We start from the raw sequence: 22,401 nt of genomic DNA, 5'->3' as shown, positions 1-22,401 counted from the left end.
GCAAGAGCATAAACTTAGACTTAATCCGTGCGGTTAAAAACAGTATTTTTCTGCATGAAGTCCTATGGCTTATTGAGGTGATTTAGTTTATCACTGACCATCTTGATAAAATGTTCGATTCTTATCTTAAGTGGTTCATGAAGGTCATGGCCTGCATCGCTAAAAAGCCAGGATAGGTATTGAGAGGACATTGGATTATTTTGCACCGCACTTTTCTTTAAATGATGTTGGACCTGATTATAGAGTAAGTCTTGCTGATACGATTCAGAAATGATTTCATCGGTAAGGACTTGCGTATAATAACTTTTTACCCAGTCATTATCGCTGATTCCTTTTAAGGAAATACGTACTTTGCGCAGGGTGTTAGTTATTTCTTTATTCCAGCTCGCAACACGAGCACAGGCACGGGTAAACTCTTCGTGACTGATGTCTTGGACAGCATAGCCGAGCCAATACGCAAATAAGACTAAATTGACATTAGCGGAATCGGTATCCTGAAATACATGGCACGCTTCCTTTATCTTGGGGTCATCATAAATTGCTAATGAGAATTGCCAAAAGGGGTTTTCTGGTGGTTTTACTGAGGAGTTGTTGAACATAGAATGTTCCTAATTTTATTATAAGTGAGTTCGTTCTATAGCTTATTTATCTTCTTTGCCTAGGCTTTATATTTTATACTAAAAAGGAATTTATAAAATTGTGTAAAAGAATTTTTAATAAAGCAACAACGAGTTAATCATTTTTCGTTTAATTAAAGAGGACGGGCTATGGCAACGAAGTCGCGTATTATTGTTGGTATTAGTGGTGCCTCAGGTATCATTTATGGAATAAGATTATTAGAAGTATTAAAAAAACTTCCTGTTGAGGTACATTTAATTGTCAGTAAATCCGCCCAATTAATTAGAGAATACGAAACTGATTTAAGTGTTTCTGAATTAAAAGCAATGGCAGATGTTTATTATCCATGGAATGATATTGGCGCCAGTATTGCCAGTGGTTCGTACAAAACTTTAGGAATGATTGTTGCTCCTTGTTCAATGAAAACACTTGCGGAAATTGCGCATGGTATTAGCTCGAATTTAATTGGCCGGGCTGCGGATGTTATTTTAAAGGAACGAAGAAGACTGGTATTAATGACTAGAGAATCACCTTTGCATTTAGGTCATTTACAAAATATGGTTTCGGTAACGCAGCAAGGAGCTATTGTTTGCCCGGTAGTGCCCGCTTTTTATAATAAGCCTGAAACGGTTGATGACATTGTAAATCACAGCGTAGGCAGAGTACTTGATTTATTTGATCTGGATGCTGGGATTGTTAAACGTTGGGATAAAAATAATACGTTAGGCGATGCCATGTGAAAATTTACACAATCAGCATCAAAAAATAACTTGGCAAATGAGAAAAACCAATTAGACTATTCATATATTTTTGTGGAAATAGCGAGAACCTGATGTTTACTGGAATAATTGAACAAAAAGGAATAATCCTTAGCAATCTTCGTAAGGGTAATGCCCATCGTCTTATTATTTCCTCTGCATTTGAACAATTGCAGGTGGGAGAAAGTATTGCTGTTAATGGTATTTGTTTAACGGTATTGCCCTCTACAGGCAACCATGAATTGCATTTTGATGTTTCTCCAGAAACCTTAAATGTGACAACGCTCGCTGATGTGGTGGCAGGCGATGCGGTGAATTTGGAGCGTGCCATGCTTTCATCAACACGTTTTGGTGGGCATTATGTCAGCGGCCATGTAGATGCTATTGCAGCCGTTCGAGCAGTTAACCAGGTTGAGGAATATCTGGAGGTTGAATTGGCAGGTTTTGAAGAAGCAGCAATGGCCTATTTACTTCCTAAAGGCAGCATCACGGTTGAAGGAGTTAGTTTAACGATCAATTCCGTAGGGGAGCGAAGCATTAAATTGATGCTTGTTCCACATACCTTGGCAAATACCACTTTAGATGCGTTAAAATCCGGGCAACAGGTTAATATCGAGTTTGATTATTTAACCCGTATTGTTGCACACCAGCTGCGTATTTCAGGTCAATTAACTAGTAAATAGTAAAGCATATGACGAGACTTTTAAGAGTTTAAATGCATTTCGCTGTTTTGGGTAAATTACGCGAAACTATTTCTAGCGTATTCCCGCGGCTTTGACCGCGGGATCCAACAGATCGTCGATTCAGCGATAGAATGACGTGTCCTAGGGCAAGGCTTGGGTTTTCCTAATCTATATCACTGATTTAGTGACGGAGATGACGACGGGGCAGCCTTAGGTTCCGATTCCTCTGGTTGAGCACTAAACAATAAATTTCTATTTGCAGAGTATCCTACTTTGGTGGTTTTGCCCATCATAATTGATTGCTGATTCAGCAGATCCCTCGATAGGATAGGCAATCCCAGCTCCGTAGCAATTTCACTAAGCCTTTGATAACCTGGCTGTTCCATAAGCAACCCCTGTCCAAGTTCATGCATTAGCTTGGATGCAAAGCATTCCTTACCATCACAGCTTTTTTTAGCTAATACCATGAGCAAAATACTTAATATCTCATCTTGAGGCAGGGCCGAAATTTGCTTGGAATAGTGTAATAACACCTTCATCTCCGGCATTGCATACATCCGATCGCTTTTTTGGGCGTGGAGGTGAGGACAGATGGGATTGCTTCGTAGTTCAGCAAAATGCAACGCATAGGCAATAGGATTGAGGCTAGCATGGCGAATTAAGGTTGCATTATCGGCGTTACTTGGCCAGTAAGAGCCCATAACTTGGGTTTTTATGTATAGGTTAGGGCATTCTAAGCGTACTAATGGGTGCACATCCGCATCAAGGGGAAGGAGAATATCAGGAAGAGGAGGATAAAATTTATCATTAACGACAGCATATATTTGTCTCCCAGTAATGCATATTTTAACAGTAGCTCCAGTATGGATTGGCTGGGTATATGGATAATTTTTTTGTTTCCCTGTATCTGGATCGAGGTAGTGGATATTCCCAGTAGCAGCATCCAGCGCTAAGGAGGTTAGGGTAGTGCCGGGAATCGTGTTTTCGTTTGCGTGTGCTTGGTCCCAAGTGAGCCCAATCAACAGCTTATTACTGTCGCCTGCAGAGATGAGAAGCAGTTGATATGCTCCTTGAGTTCCTGTATTCACCCCCTTGTCAATAACAGTACATATCCGCTGTGTGGCTGTGAGCGTGGCAGGAATGAAAGATATTTTTTTTAGACTTAACTCTAAAGGTGACAATGTACGTAGTTCCTCATGATTATCACTTACATTGACTATTGTGCTATTGGGGGAACTCAGATGGAATACATTAATATTAAACGGAGCACCTGCTTGCGCCGGCTGTGGCTTGTATTTGTTCTGTAGCGTCCTGTCTTTAGGTGCTGATAAAAGATCTAATACGTCTTGTTTTTTTAGTGGTGCATTGAATTGCGAACGCTCAACAGGGCTATGAGTAGGACCTCTATTTTGTCCTATATGGTCAAATAAGGCCTGCATTGTTTTTTGTGCAGGGGGCTCGTATGGCTGTGTTGATTGTTTAAATACATGATGTCGCGGAACTTTAAAAAGGAATGCTTGCAGGTAAGCATCTTCCAATGATTTATTCGATGCATGAGTTGTTTGAGCAAGACCATTCCATGAAGAATGGCGTAAATAATCCAGGCAATGTTTTATTTGCTGCTCGCGTTCTGCTGGGCTTATACCTCCGGGGATGCTTATGAGCTGAGTCAAAATTCCCATCACTTTTTGGGTTACATACATACGAGTATTTAGTGATAGGTTGACAGGGAGACAGGATAAGCCAAAGTGTAAAAATGCTGCATTATTTACTTTTTGCCATAAGGTTACGAATTTTTTGCTGCTTTCATTTTTTGGATTAAGCCATTTTCCGAAATCAGACATTATTAGCATCATTAGCCCCATTTCTTCATATATGGCGAATGTTTCGTATTCTCTTGCCTTGAGTTGTGAGAGCATATTTTTAGTGAATTCTTCATTAATCAGCCTGCTGCGCAGGGTATCGAATTGAAGACACATCCATATTGTGGTGGTAAGAGATATAAGAAATATAGGGTTGGATATTTTTTTTGATCTTTCAAGGAGTTCATCAATTAAATTACCCTCTATCCCTGCATCAAGTAGGCGCAGCTGAAGTTGGTGTAATTTTTCGTAGTTTTTAACCAGCTCCGCTTCTCGCAAGACTTTACAAATGAGAAGCATACGCTGCATCCATTCACCATGCCTGGTTTCCAAAGCAAGGTTGGCTAGTCCAGTAAGCTCATTTGGAATCAGCAACTCAATACAATGCTCTAAGAGCCCAAAAGCTTGATCTCGCTCTTTAATACTAAGTTCTCCACTCATAATGCTATGTAAAGCCTGAGCAGAGGTAGTACGAATGGCTGTATGGTGGTGGCAGGTCAAGCCGGAAAGCAAACCTGGCAAATGCTCTATGGACCAGGTATGTGTGCTTGCCATGCGGATTTTAGTTAATGCCATGATGGTTGGTGATACATCTTGCATTAATGTATCGGCGTTGTATTGTTTCTCTGGAAGTGCGGCTCCCCACAACTCGATAAAGGCGCAAAGGAATGCTGGTGAGCGCCTAAATGATTCATTAACTTTTAATTCTAAATCAGGATCATCGAGTCGGCTGATGTTAGCACCTAAGAGAAGAAATAACTCAGCAATGACACGCCAATGCTCAATATGGCGCTGAACACCAACTGCTAAATGGGCTACTGGGATTTGCGCTGACTTGCTTATTTCAAATATTAGTGAAGATTTTCCGCCTATTTGAGCTGGATTTTGGATACAAATACTCTCTAATGTTGGGTAAATAACTTGATCTTTGGGGGCTAACTCAATGCGTGCTACGAGCTTAATTAGCAATTCTATTAGTTGTGTTGGAGTTAGTTTTTCCTGCCTGGGACTCTCCATGATTTCTCGTAGAGATAGGGGGGAATTTTGTTCCACTGTTGTCGTGGATTGAGCTAGGTCTAGGGTTTCCGTAACTGGGGCAGGCTCTATTATGGCTGTTGGTAAAGTGGAGGAGGCGGCCCGCTGGAGTGTACAAATGAAATTATCAAGCTTTGCATGCCCTGTCCGAATGGTCACAGCTGGTGAAAAGCTGGAAAATAAAGCAAACCATTCTGTGTTATCTCTCAGCTGCAAGGATTGGCCAGTTAAATCAATATGCTTAATTTGTTTAGGGATTGCTGCAAAAATAGTTTTTAATTCATCGGTGCTTTTAAAGGCGGAATAGTTCCATGCAAGATTTAATGTAGTTATCGTTGGTGGGATTTGGGTTAAATTTGATAGAATTTTTTCGGTAGGGATGCTGTAGAAGTCCATTTCATGCCAATCAAGTGTGGTGGCATGGTCCTTCAACATGAGTATTTTATCCAATAAGATGTACATAAGTCGGTTTTAATAAATAAAAAGGCTAATATTTTATCATGGAGTCCTTATGTAAAACACTAATAAAGATAAATTAACGTCTTACGTGGGTGATTAAGTTTTTTTAATATTTACCAAGTCAAGACTGTTTTTTATTTTTTTCTTTGGTAAGATACACCAGTTATTAGCTATCAGACTAATAAAACATCCTGTGGATATCTCCATTCAAATCAAATCAGCCTAAATTTTGAATTTCCCCGTTTAATTTGCCAAACGACTTATTTTATAAGGGTTTTAGCGCATTTATTCTATTTCGGACATGAAATTATTTATCCACAAAATCTGTGGATAAGTCTGTGTATAGGGTGTAAAAGTTCTTGTATATCAGTCAAACTGACTTTTGCTTCAGAACTTATCAATGTGGATTTTGGAGAGGTTGGTTCTATGTGGAGAGTTAATGGCCCCTTTAAAAGCCCCATCTGTGTCGAGAGATCCATGGATCTCGCAGTCGAACTGCGAGAATTCGGTGGTTAGGGAGAGCGCTTTTTATGGAGGAGCTATAATTGATTATAATTTGTCCTAAGGTCTCATTAGGACAACATGTCCATCCTCTTCCTCCAGCTCTAGCCCTGCATTTTGTTCTTCAACTAATGCAGTATTTTGCTCCTGGATTAGGTCAATCTGTTGTTCTTGAATCAGGTCCGTATTTAGCTCTGGAACTTGTTCAAGGTGCTGCTCTGGGACTAGTTCTGCATTTTGCTCTGGGGCTTGCTCAATAAGTGGTTCTTGAACTAGCTCAGGATTTTGCTCTTCAACTGGCTCGGCATGTTGCTCTTGGACTGGCTCAATACGCTGTTCTTGAACTGGTTCGGCATTTTGCGGTGGAATCTGCTCAACATATTCCTGGACTGGTCCAGTATCCTGTTTCTTCGGTCTTACATTTTGTTGGATAAAGAATCGATTTTGGTAGTGGTTGGGGCTGATTTGTAAAACTATTCCATAATATTTTTTAATTAAACTTTTCTTGGCAACTTCTTCTGTAGCTAAATTCTCTGGGGACAATTCGTTGCCAGCTGAGAGATGATTCCATAGCTTGTAAAAGCTAGCTGCTTTATTTGGTGTGGCACAGAAGAAAAGATTCAGACTGCGAAGGAGTGCCGCATTTAGTTCCAAATTAGTCGCCACATTCTGTGGTAGTTCCAATAGCACTCCAATAATTTGTGTATTGATTTCAATTTCTTTGCTTGATTGCTCTTCTGCATAAAAGCGAGTAATGATGTTTAAAACAAGCTTATCTATAGCTGGAATTTCTTTTTGTAGTGTTTTAAGCGCTTCGCGATTATCAATGAGTGAACGCACTAACTGTATCGGCTCTGGTTTCAGTATTACTTCAGGATTAAACTGATGAAAGACACAGAGATCCATTAATCTTTGTATATCGGTACTCATTGGGATTTGTAGAATGTAAGACAAGAGTTTTTTATAAGTATATTCGCTATTGGGTTGAATGCTTGAAAAGTAGTGAAAAATCATGGACTCGAGCCATTGCTGATATTGGGGATATTGTTTTTGTTGTGAATTTAATGAATCAAAAAGTTCAATGGCTCCACTTTCCGGGGTAATTTGTGGGTTGGTAAGCAATATAGTAATTTGTTTTCCCGCCCAGACTTCTTCAATTCGAGCAACTAGTCTGGACCCAGGGAAAAGTGTTTCAATTTCAAGTTGAGCTTGTTCCTTGAGTTTAAGAACCGCATTAAAATTATCAAAGGCACCTTTTTGTTCCCAATTAGGCATTTCGGATGGTAATTTCCTAATCGCATCAATTGCGGTTTGAGCGATGTTGTAAATTTGTTCGTTACGGCCTAATAATGTGTCAATTTCCTTTAGATTTTCATGACTAATAGAATTTTGTTTTAGATTTAATGAGCTTAAGGTGCTGTTTTGTCCAAACATCCGTATTATGTATGGGACGCTAAGATCGGTGATTTCATTATTACTTAAGTCAAGAAAGTTTAGAGAGGTATTCACTGTTAATACAGTAAACAGTGCTTGAGCGCCATGATCATCAATTGCTGTGTGGTCAAGTTTGAGCGAGCTTAAGCCATAGTTAGCTCTTAATCCTTGAGCAATTGCTTTTGCTCCCTCGCCGCCCAGAGCATTTCTGGTGAGTATAAGAGCAATTAATACATTGTTTTTTTCTATTAACTCTCCTATGTATGAGGCTCCCAATTCGGTAATCTGATTCTTACCTAAATTGAGTGAGGACAACTTTTTATGAGTTTCTAACGCTTTGGTTAATTCGTTGAGATGTTCATCGCTAAATTGTGTGCCCCATAGATCAATCGAAAGCAGCGAGGAGTTATTAACTAAAGCAGCTGCTAAACTAAGAACTCTATCATCAGTAATAGTCCAGTCCGGCTCCAGATTTTTAAAAGAAGGGTCATTATTAGCTATTTTTTGCAGATCAATTGAAAAACTAGGCATATTTATTCCATTTTAAATTTATATGTAACTGCTCTGAGGGCATAAAAAATACATAATGAGCTCCCTCTCTGTCCTTTGAGATAATGTTTCCCTTTCAAGAACTCAAAAAAAGCTTATATTCCGTTTCATAGCCAATACAATTGGGCAAATTCGCAACGGAGTTGATGTGATGTGCAAGGGTTACTTCTAAGCTTGTCTCTTGAGGGGGGCTATGATGAACGTGGCAATAATTAATACCAAAGTTTTTAGCACCATGTCCATCGCTAATAACCGAGTCCCCCACCATTAATATTGAGTTTTTGTGATAGCTGTGAAGGGGTTGATTATGCGTATCAGAAAGTTTCTTCAGTGCAATATTGAAAATTTCTTTATTGGGCTTGGCAAAGCCAACGTCATCAGAAACAACAAAGCAATCAAACCAATTTTCAAGGGAAAATTTTTCTTTTTTCTTCAGTTGCGATTCAGAGAATCCATTGGTAATAATACCTAAAATGTGGCCTTTTTGGTGCAGGAATTCAATGGTCTTGCGAACTTCAGGAATCCATTCAATGTCTGCCAGTAGGTGATGTTCATAAGCCTCGGCCACTTCATCAGAAGAACTTATGCATTCAATGTCCTCGTTTAATTGTTTAAAACGTAAAAATCGCACATCACTGGGCATAAGCCCATTCTCTTGGGCACCAACGCGGGACCAAAGTTCATTATTCAATTTTTTAAAATGCTGTTCGAAGAGTGAGTAGGGTGTTGTTGGATAAAATTGGCTATGAATTTTACGGATACCGATTTGTTCTGCAGCTGAAAAATCAATTAAGGTATCATCTAAATCAAACAAAATAATTTGATACAACGTTTTACTCCTCGTATGGCGTTTTTATTAGGGCAGCAGCTTTTAGAACCACAAATGCAAATACCAATCCAAAAGCTCTTGTCCCCAAAATAATACGGCTAATCCTGAAATGCATAAAAAAGGGCCAAATGCGATTGTAGTATCTCTTGATTTATCGTTCAAGTATAAATATAAGAGCCCAATTATTGTACCAGCAATGGATGAACAAAGAAGTATTAAGGGCAGTAATTTCCAGCCAAACCAGGCACCAAATGCGGCAAACAATTTAAAATCCCCATTTCCCATACCAATTTTACCTGTGGCTAAATAAAATAGTTTAAGGAGTAACCATAAAGCAAGATAAGCGCCAGCGGCACTCAACACGGCGTCAGGCAGTGGAGTAAATAGAGTATGCGTATTGGCAATTAAGCCTATCCACAATAGGCTTAACGTTAAACTATCGGGCAGCAATTGCTGATCGAGGTCAATAAAAAACAGGCAAATTAATAGCCATATTGCAACCAGAGCAAAGCCTAATTGCCAGGTAAAACCAAAATGCCAACAGGCATAGAGCGACAGCATCATCGTGCCTAACTCAATTAATGGATAACGAGGTGAAATAGTCGCTTTGCAGTAATAACAACGGCCTCGGAGTATTAAAAAACTTAATATGGGAATATTTTGCCAAGCCTTTACCATGCTGTGACATGAGGGGCAAAATGAGCGAGGGAAAAACAAATTCAGTACAGTGTTCTCGTCATTTTTAATAGTCATTAATTCATTGCATTCACGCAGCCATTCGTTTTTGAGCATAATGGGTAAACGATAAATGACCACATTAAGCAAACTACCTACTGCAAGCGAAAGTAAGCTTATTGCAACGTAAAGGAACCAGGAGTGGTAGGTAACGAGTTCATGCATCATTTTGTTTTTCCTTTTAAATTACCGATCCTAATTTAAATAAAGGCATATACATCGCCACAATCAGTCCACCTATCAGAATACCAATGATGGACATGATAATCGGCTCTAATAAACGACTTAGTGTATCTACCGAATTATCTACATCTTCCTCATAAAAGTCTGCAATTTTATTTAACATTTTTTCTAAGGCTCCAGACTCTTCGCCAACAGTGATCATTTGCATGACCATATTGGGAAATAAGTGAGTATTTTCCATGGCCTTATTCATTGATATTCCAGTAAAAACCTCATTTTTTATATATTCTATTGCTTGGGAGTACATTCTGTTTCCTGTTGCTCCAGCTGCTGATTTAAGTCCATCGACTAAGGGTAAGCCTGCAGCAAAAGTAATGGATAAGGTCCGCGAAAACCGTGCAATAACGGTTTTTTCGATAATTGAGCCAATAACCGGTATTTTTAATAGCAATCTATCAATAGCTAATGCAAAGGCTGTTGAATGTTTTTGCCCATAAAGGAATGCGTAAATAGCCAAGCCAAAAGACGCAAAAATATAGTACCAGCAGGATTGGATGAAGCGAGAGATTTTAACTACAGCCAAAGTTAGAGCAGGCAAATCAGCTCCAAATGATTGAAATAAGGTTTCAAATTGTGGAACAACAAACATAAGTAAGCCTACAGTGACAACAAGCGCAACGCTTGCAATGGCGATAGGATAGCTTATCGCTTTCTTTATCTTCTTTTTTATGGATTCAATTTTTTCTTTATAACTGGCAATCTTATTGAGCATAATATCTAATGTGCCCGATTGCTCACCCGCTTTAACTAAATTACAAAATAGGTTATTGAAGTATTGAGAATGTTTCATTAATGCTTCAGATAGTGTTAAACCCGTCCCAATATCTTGTTTGATTTCATTAATTAATTGCTGAAGATGGGGGTTTATTTGCCCTTTCGCGACAATATCAAGTGCATGCAATAACGGTATTCCTGATTCAACCATGGTTGCGAGCTGGCGGCTGAACAGCGCGATGTCTGCAGAGGTAAGCTTTTTTTTCACTTGGTTAAATATAAAGAGAGTACGCTTCTGGACTACTTTATTAATAATAATACCCTGTTTACGTAGGTCGACTTTTGCAAGCGTTAAAGTTCGGGCTTGAATAGTCCCAGAGATTTTTTGTCCTAAGGAATTCTTACCTGAATAACAAAAGGTGCGCAGGGGGCTGGTATTTTTTTTCATGTGAATCATAACTTACTCAACGGTTACCCGATTGACCTCCTCTAGGGTAGTTATTCCTTGTCGTACTTTTTCTATACCTGATTGATAAATACTGGTCATGCCTTCTTGTTGGGCTCTTTTTAGAATTTCCAATGAGCTCGCGCCGGTCATAATAAGTTCGCTTAAGGTTTTTGTTATGGGCAATACTTCAAATAATCCTATTCGGCCTCGATAGCCCTCAGTACATTGAGAACAGCCTACGGCCTTATAGATTTGGTCTGTTTCATTTAGCTTCCATGCGAGTAAATTGGCTTTATTAAGATCGGTGCGTAGCGTTTTACATTGTTCACATAGTTTTCGCGCTAAACGTTGCGCAATAATGAGGGTTAGGGAACTCACAATATTAACGCTGGGAATACCTATATTGATTAAGCGCGTTAAGGATTCGACAGCGCTGTTGGTATGCAATGTGGATAAAACCAGGTGCCCCGTTTGCGCCGCCTTAATTGCAATTTCAGCGGTTTCTAAATCACGAACTTCACCAACCATAATAATGTCGGGATCTTGTCGTAAAAAAGAGCGTAACACATTGGAGAAATGGAGGCCTACTTTAGGATTGATATTAACTTGGTTAATGCCGTTGATTTTAATTTCAACAGGATCCTCCGCGGTAGAGATATTCACTTTTGGGGTGTTAAGCAGATTTAAGGCCGCATACAGACTTACGGTTTTCCCACTGCCGGTGGGGCCAGTTACCAAAATCATTCCTTGAGGACGTCTTATTGCCTGCATAAAATATTCGCGTTGTTTATGATTAAATCCTAAGACTTCAATGTTGAGTTTTGCTGTATCCAGATCCAGGATTCTTATCACTACCTTTTCGCCATGTGTTGTTGGGCAGGTGCTTACACGAAAATCAATAGGTTGTTTATTGGGGAGATTTGTTTTAAAACTACCGTCTTGAGGGATACGGCGTTCTGAAATGTCTAATTTAGCCATTACTTTAATCCGTGCAGTAATTCGGGCAGAAAGATTGGCTGGTGGGCTGGCTACCTCATGTAAAATGCCATCATGTCGATAGCGAATGCGGTATTCTTTTTCAAAAGGCTCAAAATGGATATCAGAAGCCCCTTGCTGAATGGCTTTAAATAAAATTTGATTAACAAATTTTACAATAGGAGCATCATCGCTATCCATTGGATTGATAGTAAATTCATAGTGTTCGTTATGAGGCGTTGAGGCATCGAATGCAGACAATTCCTGATGATGCTTAAGACTTAATAGGTGCGAGAGCAATGCACTCAATTTATTTGCTTCTACGGCGATCGCATGGGTATGTAAACCGGTATGGAATTGGATTTCTTTTAAAGCATGATGATTGCCAGGATCTTCGGCTGCCAAATACAAATGATCTCCACGACAAAAGAGCGGCAGCATGGAATGACGATGCACCAGAGTTTCATCCACTAGGGCTAAGGGGAGGGTTTTGACCTCAACACAATTTAAATCCAGCATGGGAACCCCAAAGCTTTGGGCCGAGACGTGTGCAATCTGGGTGGCAGATAAAATATTATTTTTGATAATATATTGAGATAGGGACATTTTTTCTGTGGCAGCTTGGTGCGAGTAAGTTGCGGTTTTTGCAGGACCTAAAAACTCTTGCAAAGCAAATTGTTGTCCAGTTATATTTAATTCCATTTATTAATTCCTAACCATTTTCCATATAAAAAAGGAAAATGGATTGTTTGCGGGTGAAACTCGTTGTATTGTAGTTTAATTCAGGATTAACCTTTTTAAAAGGCATTACTTTGTTGATTAAACAGCAAAAAAGATACTATCGGGCATTGAATAAATGGTTTCAATCACCTCTTGGTCTTTTTGCTGCGCATGAATTTTCTATTAATTTGGAAGCAACCGGTCAGCATGTTTATGGGGACACCTTAATCCAGCTGGGGAATTGTGGCGACAATCTGTGGTTAGATAAACTAGATTTTGAAAGCAAATGGATTGTTTCACCTTTTGCCTTATCCCATCAAGTTCACATCGAAAGTGAATTAAATCATTTGCCCTTAAATGCGAATAGTATTGACTGTGTTGTTGCCCCCTTGAGTTTAGAGCCATTTAATATGGGTTCCAGTTTAATCGATGAGATTGATCGGGTACTCAAGCCTATGGGACATGTTATTTTGCTTTGCATTAACCCGTGGAGTTTGTGGGGGGGGGCCATAAAATGCGGTTTATTGACTTGCTATAACGACCATAATATAAAAATGCGCACTCCCTTCAATTTAAATCGCATGTTTATTCAAAGAGGTTACCGGCAGGTTTCTTTGAGTAATTTTTGCTACTTACCGCCAGTAAATAGGGCGTCAGTGATTAAAAAGCTAACTTTTTTAGATGAAATAGGTAAGATGCTCTGGCCTTATCCTTCTGGTTTCTATTGCTATATTGCCCAAAAGTATCAAGTAATACACCCTACCTTAACGTTAAGGTCTTTATCACAGCCAATTAATGATTATCAATCATCATTACAACCGGTTACTTTAACCTCTACAAAGTGAAAAGTAATAGATAGATGGATTATCTATACCCAAAACATTCGTATTTTTGTATAATTCGCCTCTGCGTTTAGAACAGGCTCATTTTATGACGAAGAAAACTTTATTCAGAATTACTTTTGCTAATCAAGAAGCAATCTATGAAATATATGCGCGATCTATAAAGGAGAGTGATTTATTTGGCTTTCTTGAAGTGGAAGAGCTGGTATTTGGTGAACAGACTACATTAGTTGTCGATCCTTCTGAAGAGCGCTTAAAGTTAGAGTTTAGTGGTGTAAAGCGTACCTTTATCCCCATGCCATCGGTTTATCGCATTGATGAAGTAGAGAAGCAAGGAATAGCTAAAGTGAAGGATAATCCTGCCTATGGCAGTACTGTCAGTCCATTTCCTGGGAAAGGAAAAATCAAAGAATAGGGTTTTTTACATGAGTTAGAATGTAAAAACTCCCAATACATAACCTATCTTTACCGAGAGACACGTAAATGACTATTCCTAGTAAAATTAAAGAAGTATATGAAAAATCTACTTGCTTGTTTACAACTAATGAAGTTGAAGCAGCTTTAGATAGAATGGCGATTAACATCCATGAGGAATTGCAGGATGAAAACCCTGTATTGATATGTGTTATGGTTGGCGGACTGGTTCTTTTAGGTAATTTACTTCCTCGTTTGGATTTCCCTTTAGAAGTTGATTATGTTCATGCGACTCGTTATCGCGGCGCCACTGTTGGTGGTGATATTCATTGGAAAGTTAAACCATCCGTTAATTTAGCTGGAAGAACAGTATTGGTTGTTGATGACATTCTTGATGGAGGCATCACTCTAGCGGCTATTATGGATGAAATTAATCAATTAGGTGCAAAGAAAGTATATAGTGCTGTATTGGTTGATAAATACCGTAAACGGGTTGAAAATGGCTTGCAGGAAGCTGATTTTGTTGGCTTACAAATAGAAGATCACTTCATTTTTGGTTATGGAATGGATTACAACGAATACTTACGCAACGCACCAGGCATTTTCGTTGTTCATCCAGATCATGAATAAGCATCTTTAATGTACGTTGAGCGGCTTATGGCTCAATATCCATTCAGCCGCATCGTTCTTGCTTAATTCCCCCGGCGTGACCGTGGGAATTAAGGCGCTTACCGCATTTAAGGCTCCCGTGCTTCAGAGCTTTATAAAACATTCCCGTCATTCACTATATCGTCGAACAATCCTGAAGGATCTTCCTCTGGTGAGCAATGGTCTTCCCTTGGGCTTTTGGGGCTTCGAGGAGAGGACTCATCTGTAAAAAAGTTCCAAAAAATTCGTTCCTGATCGAGAATAAGCTTAGGTTTTGGAGAAGGTAATGAAACGTTAGCCTTCTCTAATTCCTTTTTTGCCATGTTTTTCACATCTTCAGTAGACGCTTTTTCATAAATATGAGACAAGCAATCGAGCATTAATTTTTGGCGTTTGGGTTCTACCTTAATCCAGCTGCTAAATTTGTCCGTGAGATTTGCTGCTACACTGGGATTTATTTGCTCCAATTTTAAAATAGTTGAGGCAACTAATTCATAGCCTGCGCCGGAGGCATTATGGAAGCCATATGGATTTTTGATAAATACACCTATTAATGCATTCACTTTATTCGGGTTGGTGATATCGAAGGCTTCGTGTTTCAATAGATCCGCTACGCGCCTTACCACCGTTGGTGAGTGTGCTGCTGCTTGTAGATTAAACCAATAGTTAATTGCATCAATATCGTGCTTCCAATAAGTATAGAAGCGTTCTAATAAGGGATTCAGTTGGCCGCAATTGAGGTTAATTAACAGACTTAATGCCGAAACCGTTTCGGTCATATTCTTACCTAAAGCCTCATTAAACTGATTAATTAAAGCCTGCTCTGATGCTTCAGGAGCTGCTGCTAGCAAATAGGAATAGCATACCGCTTTAAGACGACGATTACCTGCGGCATTCATGTCAAAAATGGCATGGGGCTCTGTTTTAGCCGGTGCATCAAGCTCCTTAATCATTCCTTGTAAATCAGATTTTAAGGCCATACCCAATTCTTTTTGAATCAATCGACGGGCTTCAGCAATTTTATCAAAATCAGCGTTAGGTAAGCTGGCAATCAACGACTCTTCTGATGGCAATGCTAATAACTCAGCTAAAGCCCAGGTTTTTTGTTGGTTATTCAGTAATAAATTCATGTAGGCGACAATAATATCCGAGCTAAAATCAAGCTCTTTGTCCGAACAATAGCCACGGACCATCTGAGTAATAAGCATTTTTGCTGCTTTACACTTATTATAAATATCTCCATCATATTGCATTAGCAAAAGTAGTTGGGTGTTACTGTACTCATATTCCAAGTGTACTGGTGCTGAAAATCCACGCAGTAAGGACGGCGTAGGGCGCTCGGTCATATGGGGATATTCAAATTCCATTTCAGGTTTATCCAACATAAGCACATCTTCTTGAGTCATTGGACTCCCATTTTTGCTAAATAACATGAGATTCACTGGAATGGGGCGGTCTTTACCCTGATGAGTGACACATTTTATTTTATAGGTTTTGGTTTCTGGATTGTATTCATCCGTTACTGTAACCGTGGGTGTGCCGGTGGCAGAGAACCAGTTTAAATAGGGACGTAATTCAATACCAGATTGACTACTTAATGAGTCAATGATGTTTTCTAGAGTAATGGCTTTACCTATATTCTTTTTCAAAAAGACAGACAGACATCTATTGAAAGCCTTTTCACCCATGGCATTCATCATCATACGGAAAATTTCCGCCCCTTTTTCGTAGGCTGCGGTGGTGTATAAACTTCGTACCTCAGTATATGATTCAGGTCTGGGGGCGCGCTCATCAAGGCTTCGTCCATCAAACATACGGGCTAAATCGACTCCTAAACAATGTTCTAAGAATAAAGAAGCTCTTAGGGTGGTTAATCCTTCTTTATAGGACAGATTAAACCAGTCGCGAATAGTGACTAGATTTCCGGTCCAAGTATGGAAGTATTCATGCGCTACCACGTCAAGAACACGGATGAAATCGGTATCAGTTCTACTTGGCTGAGTAGCTAATAAATTTGCGGTATTGAATAAAATTAAATTGGCTGCTTCAGATGCTCCTGATGCATATTGATTGACTCCAGCCGATTTTAGTGTGGTTAAAGGGGGCTCTAAATTAAATCGTTCTTCATCATATTTCATCGCACCTTTGAGTACTTCTTTAGCGAAGTCGCACTTTTCTATGTCGCTTTTGGGGAGATAAAATTCAATCGGTATTTCTTTATCACTTTTTGTTCGATATGTAGTGGCAGAACGGGTTAAATCACCTGCAACCATGGCAAAAATATAGCTAGGCTTGGCAATAGAATCATTCCAGGTAACTGAATGAACTCCATTATCATAGCTGCGTTGTCCAGTTATCTCTCCATTTGATAGAAGGGTTGGGTATTCATCTTTATTGGCGATGATCGTGGTAACGTAGTTTACTAAATTATCGGGCCTGTCGATGCAAGGGAATACACGTCTTAAGCCCTCGGTTTCTGCCTTGACTAAGACAGTGCCCGCTGTTTTATATAAACCAAATAAGTCCGTGTTTTGGCCTAATTCTGAAATGGCTTCAATATAAAAAGGGTCTTTTTGCGGTACGTTTTTAACGGTTAATACATGGTCTTTTAATTCGTACTCGCCAGGCTGCAGCTTTTTGCCGCTTAATGTAAGACTGATTAATTTTATATTTTCACAGTTCAGATGTAGGTCAGTGACCTCAGATGTAGAATTCGGATTTCGTTCAACTACGAGTAACGCTTTTGTTTGTACTGGCTCTTTGGTCAGATCGAACGTAAGAGAAACACTGGGGGTAATAAAATCCAAAACCTTATAGTCACTTATCTTGGGCATAACAACTCCTTTTTAGTTACATTTAATCCCGATGACACAATATAAGATCACCCTTTTTATTGCAACTGTTTCAAATTGTTTTTAAATCCCGGCAACCCAGCGTTCCTTGCGTTGAACTACTGGGTTACTTCGTCACTCGATTATGAACTTACCTAAGTATATTTGCTATATTTTGATGGTCTATAATTGAACAAAAGGATGGTGTTTCTAGGTAAGGGAGTGATTACCATGGCTATGGCAAAAAAAGCATTATGTAGTGATCAACTCGAGCAACAAAGGGTCAATGCTTTGAGTGCTTTGCAAATCATGGATACTCACAGTGAAGAGGGTTATGACCGCCTAGTGCGCTTAGCTGTTAATTTATTGAAATCTCCAATTTGTTATATTGCTTTTTTAGATGAAAAACGATTGTGGTTTAAATCATTGCATGGGTTAAAAGAGAACGAGACGCCACGAGAAATCGCCTTTTGTAATGAAACAATAAAAAGAAATGAACCCTTAATTATTCAGGATTTGACCCTGGATCACCGATTTGTTAACAATCCTTTTGTACGAAACTCACCGTTTATTCGGTTTTATGCCGGTGTGCCACTTACTTCTCCTGATGGTTACAACGTAGGGACTTTTGGTCTTGCGGATACTATTCCTAAAGACCTTAAACCAGAGCAGCTTGAGTTGTTGATAAACCTGGCTAATATCGCTAAAGATGAACTTTCTTTGCGTTATTCAAATCATGTATTGCATAAAATTAGAAAGCAATTAGAGATCCGTAATGATTTACTACGCAAAACTTTCAGTTTTTATATGTCTGATGAGGTGGTAAACACCATTTTAGCTTCTCCAGCACCTCATAAATTAGGGGGAGTGAAACTAAAATTACCATTTTATTTAGTGATTTAAGAAATTTTACCCCCTTATCAGAGAACGTTCCTGCCGATCAGCTGGTGGCGCTTTTGAATGCGTATTTTACTCGAATGGTACGGGTTATTGAGAAGCATAAGGGTACCGTGGATGCCTTTATTGATGATGCGATTATGGTACTCTTTGGCGCACCATACGCGACAGAAAATGATTCCTTGCGTGCCGTAGGTTGTGCCTTGGATATGCAAAAAGAACTTAAAAAATTTAATCGCGAAAATGTGCAAAAAAATCTACCGCAATTAGATATGGGGATTGGTATAAATACAGGAAATGCCATAGTAGGAAACATTGGTTCTAAAAGGCGTATGCAATACAGTGCTATAGGATCATCAGTTAATTTATCTTCGCGCATCCAGGGATTAAGCCTTGGTGGGCAAATCTTCATTTCTGAGGCCACTTATTCTGAGCTGGGTCAAAATATTGAAACAAATGGGCATTTGCGCGTTCAAGTTAAAGGGATTCAAGATCCAATTACGATTTATGATGTGGCAAAGGTTAAGAGGTAAACGTGCGCGGGGAATGGAAATTAAATAAAAAAGCCGTCATTGCGAACAAAGTGAAGTAACCCAGAGTTGAGTCCGGGTTGCTTCGTAGCTACTGTTTAATGTTTTTTAGCAAATACGGAGCGCAAATGGGAATTAATGGTTTCAATGGCATTACGACAAGCTGGGGTATCGGCTAAATCATTGAGCATCAAAAAGTCATGAATCGTACCATGATGACGAATTCCCGTTACAGGAACTCCAGCGGCATTGAGCTTATGCTCGTAGGCTTCGCCTTCATCACGCAAGACATCACACTCCCCATTAATAACTAATGCGGGTGGTAAGCCTTTTAATTGTTCAACAGTTGCTTGTAAGGGGGAGGCAGTTATTTCTTTTCTTCGTTCTTTGTTAGGCAAATAATTGTCCCAGAACCACTGCATCGCTTTTTTAGTAAGCCATGGACCTTCAGCAAATTCAGTATACGAACCATTTTCAAAATTAGCATCAGTCACAGGATAAATGAGTACCTGATAGTCAATTTTAGGACCACCACGTTGTTTTGCCAGTAGAGTCATTACAATTGCCATGTTTCCACCCACGCTATCACCCGCCACGGTTAATCGTGATGTATCCAGATTTAATTCTTTACCATGTTCAGCAACGTAATTCAGCGCAGTATAGCCTTGCTCAATTTGCGTAGGGTATTGAGCCTCGGGAGCTAAACTGTATTGCACAAAGACAACGGCAGCATGCGCGCCCACAGACAACTCACGTACGAGTCGACCGTGTGTTTGATAATCCCCAAAAACCCAACCTGCTCCATGATAAAACATAATTACTGGCAAGGGCTCTTTAGCACCTTGAGGACGTACAATACGAATATTGAGATCACCTTTTGCTTCCTGCTTAATCACGTGATCATCAATATCTACAGCAGGTTTATCGGTTGACAATTCCTGTAATTTATCAAAGATCGCTCTGCCTTCTTCTACAGGAAGATCATACAACGGTTTCCCACCGGCTTGTTTGATTTTTTCTATAAATGCCCACGTCTTGGGTTCGATGCGTTTACTTAAGTCCATTTTTCACACCTCGTAGTTAAAGTTAACATTAAAAAGCGTAATGAAGTATCTGCAAGATCAATTATAGAGCATATGAAGTTATTTATTGGTTTTTTGGGTGCAGTTCGTTTGCGTGTAGGCTGGGCGGTTAAACCCAGCATTGGGATTAGTGATATGTTCGCTGAGCTTAATTACTCGGCAATGCTGCCATTAGGCGAACGTTTACATAAGACCCAATTAGCGACGGATATGCTGCCTTAATTTTAATGGGGTTGGGAATTCATCTTGAATTGCTACCGCATAAACGTCGGGAACGCCCGTGTCATAGTTACAAACACCATTTTCGATAAGAACGCCAGGGGCAGTCATACTGTTTAAAATGTCATTTGCGTTTTCTACAGCTTCTTCTTCAGAATCAGCCTCAACAGGCGCCATTACAAAACCCCAGTTTTCATCGGTGCCAAAATTACTGATTTGGTAAGCAGCATAAACACCATAAACTTGCATGGACATTGAAAAACCTTCGGCTTGAATTGCACTTAGATCAGGACATACTTCTGAACTAGCAAAAGTAGTTCCAGCAAGAATTAAGGCGCTGGTAAAGGCTGCTAATTTTGCTTTAAACATAGATATTACTCCTGTATTGTTAAAAAAATCATTTCCTGGATAAAGCAATATGGTGGTTAGAATACGTTCCTGTCACTTAGAATTGAGTTGTGCCAAGCTCCGTGGCCCCGAGGCAAGCCACAGGTACACGTTAGTCTAAGAGTTAACGTACTTTATGTAGCCATTAGATTGCTAGTGTCAAATGTACAGTAACTGTGTTTATAGTCAACAAACTTTTTTCCTTTAATGGGTTAATGGGCATCTTCATTAATCCCATGCGACACTGCCGTTTGACTGAGTATTTTATTGGTAAATGCAATTGCAAGTGCGGAAATAATAAGCGTTAAATGAATAACCACTTGCCACATAATGCCAAAATTATCTAATTTGGTTGGGTCAATAAAGGTTCGTAATAGATGGATGGAGGAAATCCCTATTAGCGCGAGCGCCAATTTAACTTTCATCCCTCCCGCATCTAAATGCCCCAGCCATTCAGGCTGGTCCGGATGGGTGTCTAATCGTAAAGGAGAAATGAATGTTTCATAACCGCCTAAGATAACCATAATGAGCAGATTGGCAATCATTACAACGTCAATCAAGTCTAATACACCCAGCATAATTAGGGTATCATCGGCCTTATTGATGTGAATAATAAGTTCAGTCAGCTCGCATAAAAAACGATAAACATAGGCGGCCAGGATGCAAAGTAGCCCTAAATATAAGGGTAATTGAATCCATCTGCCCATAAATATAAAACGACTCATGATTATTCTGATGGAATTCATTACAACACCTCTATTTATAATTGAGGTCAGGATCATACTGTGTTTTATTGAGTTTGTTAATGGCTGGATAGGTCCATTACCCGTATTAAACTAAGTCCTAATACGGGTAAGGCGTATAACTTTTTAAGGAAAGATGCGGGAGGGGAGTAGATTTTGTTCTAAGTTATAATCCTCAGGAAGACGACCGGTTTTATCGCGTACCGTGGAGAGGTCTGTATTCTCTGATAACCATTTTTGGGATGCCTCTATATTCGCTCTTGTTGCTAGGTGTAAAAGGGTTAATTCATTTTCTCCAAATCGTGCTTTAGAGAGGCTTTCGACATTAAAACCCGAAAGAGCTCTATAATTGCCTCGGGCAACAGCGAGCATCGGAGGGGTTTGGTTATTGCTATCAGGAGCATGCTCGTCGCAACCCGCTTTTAAACAAGCCATAATTTCATTTTGTGAGCCTACATCTGCAGCGTAATGCAATAGAGAGCCTTTTTCATTGAACAACTTGCGAATTCGTTCATCTTTGAGCAATAGAATTAAGCTTGCTGTTTGTCCAGCAAGAATGGTTAAATGAGCCGGTGTGAGTCCCGTCAAATCTCTTTCTAGAAGTAATTTACTTCGTGTTCTAATTAGTTCGTCCAATAGTTTATTGAATCCATAAACGGCCATATAATGGGCCACATTCTTTTTCTCGGAGTCTATTTTTTGCACCACTTCAGGCTTATCTTTTTTTAATGCCTTGTAAATTTCTGTCCTGGTTTGTATTTTTTTTTCTTTTGCGGAAGGTGTATCTTCTATCATATTTAAAGTTAAGGACAAATGAAGAGGATAAATGCCCCTGCGATCGGGTGTGTTGCTTGCTTTTTTCTCTAGTAAAAACTGTACAATCTCTAAATTCCCATAGCTTGCGGCTAGGTGCAGTGGAGTTCTTCGGCTAATTGGATCTTGATTATTAATGTGCTGTACTAAAAACTCTTTATATCCTTTAAGTGTGGCCCATTGTATGGGGGTAAAGCCTGCAAGATTTCTATTGGGGATATTTATGTCTCTATTATGTAAAGGAAACAAATCTAAGTAATCTTCTGCCAATTTTTGTAAGGCTTGATATTCATTTTGGGGTTCAGATGTATCAGGCAGGCTTAAAAAATGATCGGAACACCAGTCTCTGAGTGCACTAAGCGGTGCTTCATTTTCATAGACCGGTGTTAGATTTAATTCTGTGGCTAGCTGAGAATAATTTTCAGGCATATT

20 protein-coding genes are annotated in these 22,401 nt (G+C 39.4%); 8 read left to right on the top strand and 12 right to left on the bottom strand.

Annotation, left to right across the window (positions count from 1 at the left end):
• Window positions 1–62 precede the first annotated feature (62 nt).
• Entirely contained in the window at window positions 63–599 is a 537-nt protein-coding gene (locus ACD661_RS03875) for a TIGR02444 family protein (protein WP_400186449.1), read from the bottom strand.
• 168 nt (window positions 600–767) lie between these two features.
• Here ACD661_RS03875 and ACD661_RS03870 point away from each other — a divergent pair, with 168 nt between their 5' ends.
• Both ACD661_RS03870 and ACD661_RS03865 read left to right on the top strand, forming a co-directional pair.
• Entirely contained in the window at window positions 768–1,358 is a 591-nt protein-coding gene (locus ACD661_RS03870) for a UbiX family flavin prenyltransferase (RefSeq protein WP_400186447.1), read from the top strand.
• Window positions 1,359–1,450: 92 nt separating this feature from the next.
• Window positions 1,451–2,059 carry a riboflavin synthase gene (locus ACD661_RS03865; RefSeq protein WP_400186445.1) on the top strand — a complete coding sequence of 203 codons (609 nt, stop codon included), beginning with the start codon at window positions 1,451–1,453 and terminating at the stop codon, window positions 2,057–2,059.
• Window positions 2,060–2,232: 173 nt separating this feature from the next.
• Here ACD661_RS03865 and ACD661_RS03860 read toward each other — a convergent pair whose 3' ends face one another.
• The 6 genes from ACD661_RS03860 to pilB form a co-directional block, all read right to left on the bottom strand.
• Window positions 2,233–5,391 carry a hypothetical protein gene (locus ACD661_RS03860; protein ID WP_400186444.1) on the bottom strand — a complete coding sequence of 1,053 codons (3,159 nt, stop codon included), beginning with the start codon at window positions 5,389–5,391 and terminating at the stop codon, window positions 2,233–2,235.
• Between the two features lie 585 nt (window positions 5,392–5,976).
• On the bottom strand, window positions 5,977–7,881 hold the full coding sequence (locus tag ACD661_RS03855; RefSeq protein ID WP_400186442.1) for a hypothetical protein: 1,905 nt from the start codon (window positions 7,879–7,881) through the stop codon (window positions 5,977–5,979).
• Window positions 7,882–7,975: 94 nt separating this feature from the next.
• Window positions 7,976–8,728 carry an HAD family hydrolase gene (locus tag ACD661_RS03850; protein WP_400186441.1) on the bottom strand — a complete coding sequence of 251 codons (753 nt, stop codon included), beginning with the start codon at window positions 8,726–8,728 and terminating at the stop codon, window positions 7,976–7,978.
• A 42-nt stretch (window positions 8,729–8,770) separates the two neighbouring features.
• Window positions 8,771–9,631: a prepilin peptidase gene (locus ACD661_RS03845; RefSeq protein ID WP_400186440.1), complete on the bottom strand. Its 861-nt coding sequence runs from the start codon at window positions 9,629–9,631 to the stop codon at window positions 8,771–8,773.
• 13 nt (window positions 9,632–9,644) lie between these two features.
• Window positions 9,645–10,868: a type II secretion system F family protein gene (locus tag ACD661_RS03840; RefSeq protein WP_400186439.1), complete on the bottom strand. Its 1,224-nt coding sequence runs from the start codon at window positions 10,866–10,868 to the stop codon at window positions 9,645–9,647.
• A gap of 12 nt (window positions 10,869–10,880) precedes the next feature.
• Complete coding sequence (gene pilB, locus ACD661_RS03835; RefSeq protein WP_400186438.1) at window positions 10,881–12,545, bottom strand: type IV-A pilus assembly ATPase PilB; 1,665 nt, start codon at window positions 12,543–12,545, stop codon at window positions 10,881–10,883.
• Window positions 12,546–12,655: 110 nt separating this feature from the next.
• Between pilB and ACD661_RS03830 the strand changes: the two genes are divergently transcribed.
• From ACD661_RS03830 to ACD661_RS03820, 3 genes are all read left to right on the top strand, one after another.
• Complete coding sequence (locus ACD661_RS03830; RefSeq protein ID WP_400186436.1) at window positions 12,656–13,408, top strand: methyltransferase domain-containing protein; 753 nt, start codon at window positions 12,656–12,658, stop codon at window positions 13,406–13,408.
• An 85-nt stretch (window positions 13,409–13,493) separates the two neighbouring features.
• On the top strand, window positions 13,494–13,820 hold the full coding sequence (locus tag ACD661_RS03825; protein WP_252579012.1) for a DUF1820 family protein: 327 nt from the start codon (window positions 13,494–13,496) through the stop codon (window positions 13,818–13,820).
• Window positions 13,821–13,888: 68 nt separating this feature from the next.
• Window positions 13,889–14,449 (top strand): hypoxanthine-guanine phosphoribosyltransferase, encoded by a 561-nt coding sequence (locus tag ACD661_RS03820; RefSeq protein ID WP_400186434.1) that lies wholly within the window; start codon window positions 13,889–13,891, stop codon window positions 14,447–14,449.
• 131 nt (window positions 14,450–14,580) lie between these two features.
• Here ACD661_RS03820 and ACD661_RS03815 read toward each other — a convergent pair whose 3' ends face one another.
• Window positions 14,581–17,301, bottom strand: a complete 2,721-nt coding sequence (locus tag ACD661_RS03815) for a DUF3458 domain-containing protein (RefSeq protein ID WP_400186433.1) — start codon at window positions 17,299–17,301, stop codon at window positions 14,581–14,583.
• A 228-nt stretch (window positions 17,302–17,529) separates the two neighbouring features.
• On the opposite strand from ACD661_RS03815, the gene ACD661_RS03810 reads away from it, so the two are divergent.
• A complete protein-coding gene (locus tag ACD661_RS03810; protein WP_400186431.1) occupies window positions 17,530–18,201 on the top strand; it encodes a GAF domain-containing protein in 672 nt (223 codons plus the stop codon).
• On the top strand, window positions 18,156–18,728 hold the full coding sequence (locus ACD661_RS03805; protein ID WP_400187221.1) for an adenylate/guanylate cyclase domain-containing protein: 573 nt from the start codon (window positions 18,156–18,158) through the stop codon (window positions 18,726–18,728). Before ACD661_RS03810 ends, ACD661_RS03805 begins: the two co-directional genes overlap by 46 nt.
• Before the next feature lie 95 nt (window positions 18,729–18,823).
• On the opposite strand, the gene ACD661_RS03800 is transcribed toward ACD661_RS03805, so the two are convergent.
• A complete protein-coding gene (locus ACD661_RS03800; RefSeq protein WP_400186429.1) occupies window positions 18,824–19,789 on the bottom strand; it encodes an alpha/beta hydrolase in 966 nt (321 codons plus the stop codon).
• A 72-nt stretch (window positions 19,790–19,861) separates the two neighbouring features.
• Here ACD661_RS03800 and ACD661_RS03795 point away from each other — a divergent pair, with 72 nt between their 5' ends.
• Window positions 19,862–20,029, top strand: a complete 168-nt coding sequence (locus tag ACD661_RS03795) for a hypothetical protein (RefSeq protein WP_400186428.1) — start codon at window positions 19,862–19,864, stop codon at window positions 20,027–20,029.
• Here the strand turns inward: ACD661_RS03795 and ACD661_RS03790 are convergent.
• From ACD661_RS03790 to ACD661_RS03780, 3 genes are all read right to left on the bottom strand, one after another.
• Entirely contained in the window at window positions 20,006–20,395 is a 390-nt protein-coding gene (locus ACD661_RS03790; RefSeq protein ID WP_400186427.1) for a DUF4949 domain-containing protein, read from the bottom strand. The genes ACD661_RS03795 and ACD661_RS03790 overlap by 24 nt on opposite strands.
• Before the next feature lie 230 nt (window positions 20,396–20,625).
• Window positions 20,626–21,159 carry a TIGR00645 family protein gene (locus ACD661_RS03785; RefSeq protein ID WP_400186425.1) on the bottom strand — a complete coding sequence of 178 codons (534 nt, stop codon included), beginning with the start codon at window positions 21,157–21,159 and terminating at the stop codon, window positions 20,626–20,628.
• A gap of 123 nt (window positions 21,160–21,282) precedes the next feature.
• Window positions 21,283–22,398: an ankyrin repeat domain-containing protein gene (locus ACD661_RS03780; protein ID WP_400186424.1), complete on the bottom strand. Its 1,116-nt coding sequence runs from the start codon at window positions 22,396–22,398 to the stop codon at window positions 21,283–21,285.
• Window positions 22,399–22,401: the final 3 nt, after the last annotated feature.

Origin of the sequence: Legionella lytica, assembly GCF_044626755.1 — a bacterium.
GTDB lineage: Bacteria > Pseudomonadota > Gammaproteobacteria > Legionellales > Legionellaceae > Legionella > Legionella lytica_A.
Note: the sequence above shows the minus strand (reverse complement) of the source record. Positions and strands in the feature narration are given on the sequence as shown.

What these genes read in the sequence shown, in the direction of transcription:
- ACD661_RS03810 (WP_400186431.1), top strand. Translation starts at nt 17,530, where the DNA reads ATGGCTATGGCAAAAAAAGCATTATGTAGTGATCAACTCGAGCAACAA.
- ACD661_RS03865 (WP_400186445.1), top strand. Translation starts at nt 1,451, where the DNA reads ATGTTTACTGGAATAATTGAACAAAAAGGAATAATCCTTAGCAATCTT.
- pilB (WP_400186438.1), bottom strand. Translation starts at nt 12,545, where the DNA reads ATGGAATTAAATATAACTGGACAACAATTTGCTTTGCAAGAGTTTTTA.
- ACD661_RS03855 (WP_400186442.1), bottom strand. Translation starts at nt 7,881, where the DNA reads ATGCCTAGTTTTTCAATTGATCTGCAAAAAATAGCTAATAATGACCCT.
- ACD661_RS03845 (WP_400186440.1), bottom strand. Translation starts at nt 9,631, where the DNA reads ATGATGCATGAACTCGTTACCTACCACTCCTGGTTCCTTTACGTTGCA.
- ACD661_RS03825 (WP_252579012.1), top strand. Translation starts at nt 13,494, where the DNA reads ATGACGAAGAAAACTTTATTCAGAATTACTTTTGCTAATCAAGAAGCA.
- ACD661_RS03785 (WP_400186425.1), bottom strand. Translation starts at nt 21,159, where the DNA reads ATGAATTCCATCAGAATAATCATGAGTCGTTTTATATTTATGGGCAGA.
- ACD661_RS03875 (WP_400186449.1), bottom strand. Translation starts at nt 599, where the DNA reads ATGTTCAACAACTCCTCAGTAAAACCACCAGAAAACCCCTTTTGGCAA.
- ACD661_RS03790 (WP_400186427.1), bottom strand. Translation starts at nt 20,395, where the DNA reads ATGTTTAAAGCAAAATTAGCAGCCTTTACCAGCGCCTTAATTCTTGCT.
- ACD661_RS03820 (WP_400186434.1), top strand. Translation starts at nt 13,889, where the DNA reads ATGACTATTCCTAGTAAAATTAAAGAAGTATATGAAAAATCTACTTGC.
- ACD661_RS03795 (WP_400186428.1), top strand. Translation starts at nt 19,862, where the DNA reads ATGAAGTTATTTATTGGTTTTTTGGGTGCAGTTCGTTTGCGTGTAGGC.
- ACD661_RS03870 (WP_400186447.1), top strand. Translation starts at nt 768, where the DNA reads ATGGCAACGAAGTCGCGTATTATTGTTGGTATTAGTGGTGCCTCAGGT.
- ACD661_RS03860 (WP_400186444.1), bottom strand. Translation starts at nt 5,391, where the DNA reads ATGTTGAAGGACCATGCCACCACACTTGATTGGCATGAAATGGACTTC.
- ACD661_RS03800 (WP_400186429.1), bottom strand. Translation starts at nt 19,789, where the DNA reads ATGGACTTAAGTAAACGCATCGAACCCAAGACGTGGGCATTTATAGAA.
- ACD661_RS03840 (WP_400186439.1), bottom strand. Translation starts at nt 10,868, where the DNA reads ATGAAAAAAAATACCAGCCCCCTGCGCACCTTTTGTTATTCAGGTAAG.
- ACD661_RS03780 (WP_400186424.1), bottom strand. Translation starts at nt 22,398, where the DNA reads ATGCCTGAAAATTATTCTCAGCTAGCCACAGAATTAAATCTAACACCG.
- ACD661_RS03815 (WP_400186433.1), bottom strand. Translation starts at nt 17,301, where the DNA reads ATGCCCAAGATAAGTGACTATAAGGTTTTGGATTTTATTACCCCCAGT.